10 protein-coding genes and 1 pseudogene are annotated in these 9948 nt (G+C 71.2%); 3 read left to right on the forward strand and 8 right to left on the reverse strand.

Annotated features, from left to right (window positions below; all coding sequences use genetic code 11):
• Positions 1 to 13: 13 nt before the first annotated feature.
• From MKK58_RS19395 to MKK58_RS19405, 3 genes and pseudogenes are all read right to left on the reverse strand, one after another.
• Positions 14 to 651, reverse strand: a pseudogene (locus MKK58_RS19395) (DDE-type integrase/transposase/recombinase); the annotation flags it as partial.
• Positions 652 to 919: 268 nt separating this feature from the next.
• Positions 920 to 1147, reverse strand: coding sequence for a hypothetical protein (locus MKK58_RS19400; RefSeq protein WP_243913922.1), 228 nt, complete (start codon positions 1145 to 1147; stop codon positions 920 to 922).
• A gap of 17 nt (positions 1148 to 1164) precedes the next feature.
• Positions 1165 to 2826, reverse strand: a complete 1662-nt coding sequence (locus MKK58_RS19405) for an inorganic phosphate transporter (protein ID WP_409565276.1) — start codon at positions 2824 to 2826, stop codon at positions 1165 to 1167.
• 207 nt (positions 2827 to 3033) lie between these two features.
• Between MKK58_RS19405 and MKK58_RS19410 the strand changes: the two genes are divergently transcribed.
• Positions 3034 to 4623, forward strand: coding sequence for an alkaline phosphatase D family protein (locus MKK58_RS19410; protein ID WP_243913924.1), 1590 nt, complete (start codon positions 3034 to 3036; stop codon positions 4621 to 4623).
• Between the two features lie 24 nt (positions 4624 to 4647).
• Here MKK58_RS19410 and MKK58_RS19415 read toward each other — a convergent pair whose 3' ends face one another.
• Positions 4648 to 5133 (reverse strand): NUDIX hydrolase, encoded by a 486-nt coding sequence (locus tag MKK58_RS19415; protein ID WP_243913926.1) that lies wholly within the window; start codon positions 5131 to 5133, stop codon positions 4648 to 4650.
• A 175-nt stretch (positions 5134 to 5308) separates the two neighbouring features.
• On the opposite strand from MKK58_RS19415, the gene MKK58_RS19420 reads away from it, so the two are divergent.
• Positions 5309 to 5875 carry a CYTH domain-containing protein gene (locus MKK58_RS19420; RefSeq protein ID WP_243913928.1) on the forward strand — a complete coding sequence of 189 codons (567 nt, stop codon included), beginning with the start codon at positions 5309 to 5311 and terminating at the stop codon, positions 5873 to 5875.
• Here MKK58_RS19420 and MKK58_RS19425 read toward each other — a convergent pair.
• Positions 5809 to 6564: an AraC family transcriptional regulator gene (locus MKK58_RS19425; RefSeq protein WP_243913930.1), complete on the reverse strand. Its 756-nt coding sequence runs from the start codon at positions 6562 to 6564 to the stop codon at positions 5809 to 5811. The genes MKK58_RS19420 and MKK58_RS19425 overlap by 67 nt on opposite strands.
• A 107-nt stretch (positions 6565 to 6671) precedes the next feature.
• Here MKK58_RS19425 and MKK58_RS19430 point away from each other — a divergent pair, with 107 nt between their 5' ends.
• Entirely contained in the window at positions 6672 to 7868 is a 1197-nt protein-coding gene (locus MKK58_RS19430) for an MFS transporter (RefSeq protein WP_243913935.1), read from the forward strand.
• 23 nt (positions 7869 to 7891) lie between these two features.
• Here the strand turns inward: MKK58_RS19430 and MKK58_RS19435 are convergent, their stop codons facing one another.
• The 3 genes from MKK58_RS19435 to MKK58_RS19445 form a co-directional block, all read right to left on the reverse strand.
• Complete coding sequence (locus MKK58_RS19435; protein ID WP_243913936.1) at positions 7892 to 8539, reverse strand: hypothetical protein; 648 nt, start codon at positions 8537 to 8539, stop codon at positions 7892 to 7894.
• A gap of 217 nt (positions 8540 to 8756) precedes the next feature.
• The gene (locus tag MKK58_RS19440) at positions 8757 to 9263 is read right to left on the reverse strand and encodes an ureidoglycolate lyase (RefSeq protein WP_243913937.1); all 507 of its coding nucleotides are present in this window, start codon (positions 9261 to 9263) and stop codon (positions 8757 to 8759) included.
• Positions 9260 to 9948, reverse strand: a 689-nt coding sequence (locus MKK58_RS19445) for a bifunctional allantoicase/(S)-ureidoglycine aminohydrolase (RefSeq protein ID WP_243913938.1), incomplete at its 5' end; no start/stop codon positions are given. The genes MKK58_RS19440 and MKK58_RS19445, both read right to left, overlap by 4 nt.

Consider the following 9948-nt stretch of genomic DNA (forward strand, 5'->3'; position numbering starts at 1 on the left):
CGCGGCCTTGGTCGCGTTTGACCGTCGCGTCCTTGATCGTGCGGTTCATTCGCTCGACCTGCCCATTGGTCCAAGGATGGTTCACCTCGGTCAGACGGAGCTTGATGCCATGCTCATCGCAGGCGCGATCGAAGATGTGCTGGCTGTCGTAGATGTCCCGCTGACCTGATGTGAACGGAATGCCATTGTCCGTGAGACAGTGTGGATGTGGCAGGGCACCGCTTCGATGAAGTCGCGCAGGAATTGAGCGGCGTCCATCTTGCCGGCGCTCTCCACCCGTCGCACGAAGGCGAACTTGCTGGTGCGGTCGATGGCCACGAACAGCCTGAGCTTGCCCCCGGCCGTACTCGCCTCGGCGATGTCGATGTGGACGTAGCCGATGGCGTAGCTCGCAAAGCGCTGCTTCTTCGGCTTGTCACCATCGACCTCGGGCCGTCGGCTGATGCCACGACGTTCCAGACAGCGATGCAGCGCGGACCGGGTCAGGTGCGGGATCGTCGGCTGCAGACCGTAGGGGCAGTCGTCGAGCGGGCGCAGGGTGTGACGCCGAAAGGCGACGATGATCGCCGCCTCCTCGAGCGTGCGTACGGTGGAGCGCGGCTCCTTGGGGCCGATCCGGGCATCCGCCGTCGTCGCCCGTTTGCGCCGCTTCCGCGCCCTGCTGCACGGGATCGAGCGGCACGGGCCGGACCGACGCGTCGTTCCACCGGTCGGCCGCACCTCGCGGGCCTCGTCACCGACGACGGATGCCGACGGCAAGATCGCCCTGAATCCCTGGATGGTGTTCGCGGGGGTGTTCGTCCTGATCCAGGCTGCCGCGCTCCTGCACTCCCGTCTCGGCCTGTTCGTGCTCGTGGCCGCGCTGACGATCGGGCTCCGCCGTCGTCGGCAGCGCTGACCGCCCCGGGCCTTCCGGAGGTCAGCGCCCGTCCGCCGGGGGCGCGGAGGGCCCTGCCGGCGGGTGCTTGAGCACCTCCGCGACCTCCTCCCGCGACTTGCCCCGGACCCGGTATCCCATCGCCTCGAAGCGTTCGATGAGCGAGGGGCTCTCGGCCGCCGAGGAGGCGGCCCACTCCGCCAGCGCGGCGTTCATGGCGCTGAGGCGGTCCCCGGGGATCGCGTCCGGGGCGGGCTCGGGATCGGTCATCGGTGCCTCTCGTCCGGTCAGAACACGTGTCGCAGCAGGAAGAACAGGATGCCCGCGAGGGTGATCGCCGCCGGCAGGGTCAGCACCCAGGCCAGCGCCATGTTGCGGACGGTCGCCATCCGCAGGCCCGATCCGTTGGCCGCCATGGTTCCGGCGACGCCGCTCGACAGGATGTGGGTCGTCGAGACCGGCAGCCCGTAGAGTTCGGCCAGGCCGATCGTGCCGGCCGCCACCATCTCGGCGGACGCGCCCTGCGCGTAGGTGAGGTGGGTCTTGCCGATCTTCTCGCCCACCGTGACCACGATGCGCTTCCAGCCGACCATGGTGCCGAGCCCGAGCGCGATGGCGACGCAGACCTTCACCCAGGTCGGGATGTAGCGCGTGCCGTCGTTGAGGAGCCCGGTATAAGATTTGAGCGTGGCGGTTTCCGCTTCGGAGAAGGTGGCGCCGTTCTTCGGCAGCAGGCGGATCGCGTCGGAGGCGAGGTACATGTCGTTGCGCAGGTTGGAGGTCTGGGCCGCCGGGACCTGCTTGATCGCCCCGTAATTCTGGACGTTCGCGGCGATGTCGGCCGACAGGGCGGCCAGGGCCGCGTAGATCGCGGGCTGGTTCAGCTCCTTGGAGCGCAGGGCCTCCGCCACCTGCCTGCGGGCCGCGGCCGCGTCGGGCTGGGCGCCGCTGCCCGCATGGCTGGCGAACACCGCCCGCGCGCTCTGCGAGGCGGCGACGAAGGCCGGGGTGGTGTCGTCGGCCATGGTGCGGTTCAGCGCGTAGGCGGTCGGCGCCGCGCCGATGAGGATGAGCATGATCAGCCCCATGCCCTTCTGCCCGTCGTTGCCGCCGTGGAAGAACGACACGAGGGTGCAGGTCAGGATCAACATCCCGCGGATCCAGAGCGGGGGCGGCGCCTCGCCCTCGGGCGCCTCGTAGAGGTCCTTGCGCCGCACGGTGGCCTTGAGGGCGAGCAGCAGCAGGGCGGCGGCGACGAAGCCGCAGACCGGACTGAACAGCAGGGCCTTGAACACGCCGAGCGCCTGCGTCCAGTCCACCCCGGAGGTCGCGGAGCCCTCGGGCGCCATGAGCTGGTTGGCGAGGCCGACGCCGATGACCGAACCGATCAGGGCGTGCGACGAGGAGTTCGGCAGGCCGAAGGCCCAGGTGCCGAGGTTCCACAGGATGGCGGCGATCAGCAGCGAGAAGATCATCGCGTACCCCGCCCCGGAGCCGACCTGGAGGATCAGCTCCACCGGCAGCAGGGTGACGATGGCGTAGGCGACGGCCCCCGAGGAGAGCAGCACCCCGAGGAAGTTGAAGGCCCCCGACCAGATCACCGCCACGAGGGGCGGCATCGAGTGGGTGTAGATCACGGTCGCGACCGCGTTCGCCGTGTCGTGGAAGCCGTTCACGAACTCGAAGCCCAGGGCGATGAGCAGCGCGAGCCCGAGCAGGACGAAGGCGCCCACCGCCAGGGGTTCCTGGTGGACCGCGTTCATGTCGGCCACGAGGCTGACGACCGCGTAGGTCAGACCGCCCACGAGGACCAGCAGGAAGGCGATGACGCCGCCCGGATGGATGCGGTGGTCCATCCGCGGCCCGCGCCGGGGCGCCGCTTCTCCGCCCGGGGGCCTCGCCAGATCGGGTGACGTCGCAGCAGCGTTGGGCAGGGCAGCGTCGGACATGCAGGTTCCCGGGTGTCGGTCAGACAATCGTCCGTGCGCTATCCCGCTAGTGATACAGGCATGTGACAGGCTGCCGCAAGCGGCACAGTTTTGGGATTAAAACCCGATCTCTCGACGTAACGCTCCTGTCGGAGGCGGGCGGCAGCGTCGTCAAGGCGTCAGATGGGTGCGGCATAGCGAGGCCGTCCCGGAGGGAGTCCCCACGCCATGTCCCGGTCATCCCGTTCGAGCCTGACCCGTCGTCCGTTCCTCGCCGGTGCCGCCGCCGGCCTCGCGGGCCTCGGCGGCGGCGTGTTCCGCCCCGGCCTCAGCCGGGCCGCCGACCGCCCGGTCCTCACCCACGGTCTGCAATCCGGCGACGTCGACGCCACCTCCGCCATCGTCTGGGCACGGGCCGACCGGCCCTGCCGGGCACTGATCGAGTGGGCGACCACCGAGCGCTTCGCGGAGATCCACGGCGGCACATTCGCCGATGCCCTGCCGGTGAGCGACGGCACCGTGAAGGTCGCCCTGACAGACCTGCCGCCGGGCCAGGACGTGTTCTACCGGGTCCGCCTGCATGATCTCGCCGCGCCCACGATCCTCGGCGCGCCCCAGGTCGGGCGCTTCCGCACCGCGCCCGCAGAGCGCCGCTCGGTCTCGTTCTGCTGGTCCGGCGACACGGCCGGCCAGGGCTGGGGCATCGACGAGGCCCGCGGCGGCATGACGATCTACGCGGCCATGCTGCGGAATCGCCCGGACTTCTTCCTGCATTCCGGCGACACGATCTACGCCGACGGCCCGATCGCGCCTGAGGTGCCCCTGCCCGACGGCACCCTCTGGCGCAACCGCGTCACCGAGGCGGTGTCGAAGCCGGCCGAGACCCTGGAGGAGTTTCGCGGGCGCTACCGCTACAACCTCACCGACGCCAACGTCCTGGCCCTCAACGCCGAGATCCCGATCTTCGCGCAGTGGGACGACCACGAGGTCACCAACAACTGGTGGCCGGGGGAGCCCCTGACCCGGGCCGAGCACCTGCGCAAGGCCTATCGCGACCCCAACGTGCTCGCCCTCCAGGTCCGGGCCACGCGCGCCTTCCACGAATACATGCCGATGCGCTTCGCGCCCTCGGAGCCCGGCCGTGTCTACCGGACGATCGCGTACGGTCCCCTGGTCGACGTCTTCATGCTCGACATGCGCTCCTATCGCGGGCCGAACGGGGAGAACCGGCAGGACGTCTACGGACCGGACGCCCACTTCCTCGGCCCGGTGCAGGTCGCCTGGCTCAAGCGCGCGCTGCGCGCCTCCCGCGCGACCTGGAAGGTGATCGCCGCCGACATGCCCCTCGGGCTCGTCGTGCCGTACGATTCCGACCGGAGGTTCGGCTCGGAGGCCGTCGCGCAGGGGGACGGGCCGCCGCTCGGCCGGGAGCTCGAGATCGCCGATCTCCTGCGCTTCCTGCGGGATTCGGGGATTCGCAACACGGTCTGGCTCACCGCCGACGTGCACTACGCGGCGGCGCATTACTACGACCCGAACCGGGCCCGGTTCCAGGATTTCGAGCCGTTCTGGGAATTCGTCGCCGGCCCGCTGCATGCCGGGACCTTCGGACCCAACGCCCTCGACGACACGTTCGGGCCCCAGCTGCGCTTCGTGAAGGCGCCGCCGAAGGGGCAGGTGAACCTGTCTCCGGCGGCCGGCTACCAGTTCTTCGGCCACGTCGCCGTCGACGGCGGCACGGAACAGATGACCGTGACGCTGAAGGACGCCGCCGACGCTGCGCTCTGGTCCGTGACCCTCGATCCGGTCCGGGGCTGACGCCGCGCGGGATCCGCCGAAGCGTCAGCGGGCCGCCCGGTCGGCCGGCCCGCGAAAGGCGAGGAGCAGTTCCTGGAGGTCGCATTCCTGAACCAGGGCTGCGGCGTCCTCGGCCGGATACCAGCACCGCCGGCGCTGCTTGTGCTCGGGCCAGCGCTTGCGCTCCTCGATCACCCGGAGCGGATAGACCGTCACCGCGCAGGCCAGCGCGCTGCCGTCCGCCAGCCGCTTGTCGTAGCGGTAGCGGCCGATCGCCTTCTTGCCGATCCGGCCTTTCAGCCCGGCCTCCTCGAAGGCTTCCTGCTCGGCGGCGCGATGGTCCTTGCGGCCGCGCATGGGCCAGCCCTTCGGGATGATCCACCGCTTGGTCTCCCGGGAGGTGACCAGCAGAATCTCGGGGCGGCCGTCGGCATCAAGCCGGAACGGCAGCGCGGCGATCTGGGGGCGGGGCGTACGCTTCTTCAGCTTCGTGTCCTCGGGGCCCCCGCATGGGCGGCCCCCGCATGCCATTTCGGCACCGATACGCCGCAACCGATGGGGCCGCATTGCTTTGGTTTGACAGCACGCGCAAAATCCTGCGCGGCTCGACCGGACTGGGACAACGCGGACGCCCGCAGCCGGTGCCCTTGTGTTCGGCCCCGTTGTGCGTCACGAAGCCGCCCTCGCAACTGCCGTCGGGTCCTGCATGGCGATCGAGATCGAGCGCAAGTTCCTCGCCCATCCGGCCGTGCTGGAGCATTGCCGGTCCGGCGTCGACATCGTGCAGGGCTACCTCTTCACGGATGCCGAGAACACGGTGCGGGTGCGCTGCCTGGGCGAGCGCTACTTCCTCGCCTGGAAGGGCCGGCGCCAGGGGCCGTCCCGCCGGGAAGTGGAGCGGGAGATCGAACCTGGGACCGGCGCGGCGATGCTCGCCATGATTCCCGCCCGGAGCCGGGTCGAGAAGACCCGCCACCGCATCGCGGCGCACGGTCATGTCTGGGAGGTCGACCTCTTCGGCGGGGCCTTGAGCGGTCTGATCCTGGCCGAGGTCGAACTCGGCCATGCGGATGAGCCGGTCGTGCTGCCGAACTGGGTCGGCCGGGAGGTGACCGCAGACGAGCGCTACCGCAATTCGCGCCTGGCGGCCTACGCGCTCCGGTCCCCGCCGATCGCGGACCGACGCCGGGCGCTTCACCCCCGCGCTCAGCGCACCCCGGATTCCCCGATCAGCGCTTCCGTCCGCCCCCGCAGGGCCTGGAGGCTGCGGTAGCCGACCGAGGCGGCGACCTGGCGCGGCGCCCGGCCATCGGCTGCCAGCGCCAGGGCGTGCACCACCCGGGCCCGGGCGCGCCACTGCCCGAAGCTCAGGCCCGTCTCCCGGCGAAACCCGCGCGTCAGGGTCCGGCGGCTCAGGCCCGCCTGATCGGCCCAGGCATCGAGGTCGAGGGCGAAGGCAGGATTGTCGATCAGCCCGAGGCAGACCCGCCGGAGACGGGCGTCGCGCGGCAGGGGCAGCGTCAGACGGGTCTCGGGCGCTTTAGCGATCTCGTCGAGGACGAGGGCGGCCAGATGCCCGCCGCGCCCGGCCTCGTCGTAGAGGACGGGCTCGCCCGTGAGGGCCACCAGGGCGGCGGCCAGCAGGGCCGAGACCTCGATGACGCGGGCGCGCACCGGAAAGCCGGCGATCGCCTCCACCGCGAGGTAGGCCGAGCACATCGCCACGTCGCCGTGCATGACCACCGCGTGCGGGAGGCCGGGGGGAATCCACAGGGCATGGCCCTCCGGCACCACCCAGGTGCCGTCCTCGGCGGTGGCCATCATGAGGCCGGCGGTGGCGTAGAGGAGCTGCGCGCGCGGGTGGTGGTGCCGGTCCGTGCGGCTGCCCGCCGCGAAGGTCTTGGGCATCACCGCGACGGCGCGGGGGACCGCCTGGTAATCCTCGGACCGGATCGAACGCATGGCGCCCTCCTCTGCACGCTCCTGCCTGGCCCGATCGCGTACACCTTCGGCCCGACGGCGTTCAACGGGTCATGTAGGCAGGAACCCGCCCGCGGAGATGCCTGCCCATGGATGCCGACACCCTGTCCCGCCGCACCCTGCGCTTCGTCAACGTGGCGCATGCCCTCGATCACTTCGTCCTGCTGATCTACCCGACCGCCGTCCTCGCCATCGCGGCGCAGACGGGCCTGAGCTACGGCGAGCTGATCAAGCTCGCCACCGGCGCCTTCGTGGCCTTCGGCCTCTGCGCCCTGCCGATGGGCTGGCTCGCGGACCGGTTCGGGCGCCGGACCATGCTGGCGATCTTCTTCTTCGGCTACGGCCTGTCCTGCCTCGGGGTGGCGAGCGCGGGCAGCCCGACGGCCTTCATGGTCTGGCTCTGCGTGCTGGGGCTGGCCTCGGCGATCTACCATCCCGTCGGCTCGACCATGCTGGTGACGCATGCCCGGCGCCTCGGGCGCGATCTCGGGGTGAACGGCGTCTGGGGCAACGTCGGCGCCGCCACGGCCGCGGGCGTGACGGCGCTCCTGGCCTCGGGATTCGGCTGGCAGGCGGCCTTCGTGGTGCCGGGCCTGTTCTGCCTTGCCTGCGGCACGGCGTTCCTCGCCCTCGTGCCCGGCGACGGCGAGGGGTCGCAGGCCAAGGCCGGGGCGAAACCCGTCCTCTCGGTCGCGCGCCCGATTCCCCTCCTCATCGTGTTCGCCTGCGCGATCATGGCGGGCGGGATGACCTTCAACATCACCACGATCGCCCTGCCCAAGGTGGTCGACGAGCGCGTCGGCGACGGGCTGCCCCTGGTGCTGATCGGGGCGGTCGCCACCCTGGTCTTCGCGTTCGGGGCCCTCACCCAGCTGCTGATGGGGCGCCTGATCGACCGCTACAGCCTGCCGGCCCTCTTCCTCGGCCTGTCCCTCCTGCAACCGCTCGGCCTCGGCCTCGCGGCGGCGAGCACGGGCGTGCCCCTCCTCTTCGGCCTCGTCCTGGCGATGGCGGCGCTTTACGGGCAGGTCGTCATCAACGACGCGATGGTGGCCCGCTACGTCCCCCCGGTCTATCGCGCCAGGGCCTACAGCGTGCGCTACTTCCTCGGCTTCACGGTGAGCGGGTTCGTGGTGCCGCTGATCGCCCTCCTGCACGACCGGGGCGGGTTCGGATTCGTGCTGGGGGTCGCGGCGGCGATCGGCGCTGTCATCGTCGCCGCGGCGCTCGGTTTCTTCGTGCTCACGCGCCGCGATGCGGCGCGCACCCTCGCGGCGGCGCAGTAGGCGCCGCTCCGATCCGGACGGGCTCAGGCCGGGATCAGGCGCGCGGCGTCCGGCCGGCGCGCGCCGAGGCCCGTCACGAACAGCCCGGTCGCGGCGTCGTCGCGGGCCTTCGACCATTGCCAGAAGGCCCGGTCGAGATCGTGCAACGGCACCTGGTTGGCGCAGGCCAGATCGCGGCAGAACCCGAGATAGGCGAGGTAGAGGTCCAGGGGCATCGAGGCCCGGGCGCCGATATCCCGGGGGCCGCAGCCCAGCGCCCGAAGCCCCCGGTGGTCGAGGACGCTGTAGTGCTCGGGCCGGACCGCCGCCAGGATCGCCGAGGCCACCGGCACGGCGACGCCGGAGAGTCCCACCAGGACCGCGACCGCCGCGCGCGGCGTCGCGGCGAGAAGGGCGGTCCGCAGGGCGTCGGCCACCTCCTCGTCGCTGTTGCGCAAGGGGCGGCTGCGACCGCGGTCATTCACCTTCCAGGTCAAGATCGGCGCGAGGTGTTCGCGGCTAAAATCCCCCGCGCGAATGCGGGCGCCGGCCGCGAAGGCCGCCCGCTCCCGCGCGTCGAGCCGGTAGGCGCCGGCGAGGCGTGGAATTTCGGAGGCCGGAAACTGCAGGTCCAGGGACAGGACGGCGTCGCGGGTCGCGCGGCTCCGTCCGGACGCGCATCGCGCCATCATCGGGATCCGAGCCCGGTGCGTTCCGCCCAAGCGTCGCCGACAGAGCGAACCGTCTCCATGAGGCCTCCTCGCCGAGGCGGGCCCAACCCTCCCGCACGAAACATCGATATACGACGTTTCGGTACATCACATAGTGTTTTACGACATATTTGAGCGGCTGGAACGTCGCGCCGAGGCGAGCGACGATCTCTGCGACGAGGCGCGTTCGCGGGGCCGTTCAGGTCCGATCCGGCACCTCAACCGTCCAGGCCTCGTCGAAGACAAATTCTTCGAGGTTCGACCCGGGCCCGCCCCGGTCGATCACGAGGAAATCCTGAGCCTCGCCCAGGGGGGTAAGGACGCCGTGCCAGGTGTTGATGGCGTAGCAGACGCCCTGTCCCGGCGCGGTGAGGAAGGCCCGGGGCCGGCCGGGCCTGCCGTCCTCGTCCGGGCAGACCGTGACGAGGAAGGGCGCGGCGTTCAGGGGCACGAAGGCCTGGGCGCCGAGGGGGTGACGCTCCACGAGCCCGAGGGACAGCGGCAGCGCGTAGGGCTCGGCCTCGACATGGCCGATCACCACCCGGCTCCCGCCCCCTGAGACCACCACCTTGGCGAGGTCGTGGAAGCGGCGGGCCTTGCCGGCATTCATCGGGCGCGGGTCCACGGCGTCCTTGTCGATCACCGTGCCGAACGGGGCGAAGGCCTCGGCCGTCAGCGGCTCGGCGACGATCCGGCGCCCGCTCATCGGGCGGCCCGGACGGGTGCGAGGGGGGCGTGTCGGTTGACGTCCTTGAAGAGGAGGTAGCGGAAGGGTTCGGGTCCGCCGGCGTAGCAGGCCTGGGGGCAGAAGGCGCGCAGCCAGAGGAAGTCGCCGGCCTCGACCTCGACCCAGTCGCGGTTGAGCCGGTAGACCGCCTTGCCCTGGAGCATGAACAGACCGTGCTCCATCACGTGGGTCTCCTCGAAGGGGATCGAGGCGCCCGGGCGGAGCGTGACGATGTTGACGTGCATGTCGTGGCGCACGTCGTCGGAGGCGACGAAGCGGGTGGTGGCCCAGGCGCCGTCCGTGCCGGGCATCGGCGCCGGGGTGATCGCGGATTCATGGGTGACGAAGGCCGGCGGGAGCGCGATGCCGGGCACCCGGGCGTAGGCCTTGCGGATCCAGTGGAAGCGGGCGGGCTCGGCCGCGTCGTTGCGCAGGCTCCAGGTGGCGCCCGGCGGCAGGTAGGCGTAACTGCCGGGCGTGAGATCGTAGGCGGTGCCGTCGAGGACGAGGCGGGGCTGGCCGCCGACCACGAACAGCACGCCCTCGGCCTCCGGGTCGGGCTCCGGCGCCTCGCTGCCGCCGCCTTGCCCGACCTCCATCAGGTACTGCGCGAAGGTCTCGGAGAAGCCCGAGAGCGGGCGCGACAGCATCCAGGCGCGGGTGC

Origin of the sequence: Methylobacterium sp. J-078, from assembly GCF_022829285.1 — a bacterium.
Lineage (GTDB): Bacteria > Pseudomonadota > Alphaproteobacteria > Rhizobiales > Beijerinckiaceae > Methylobacterium.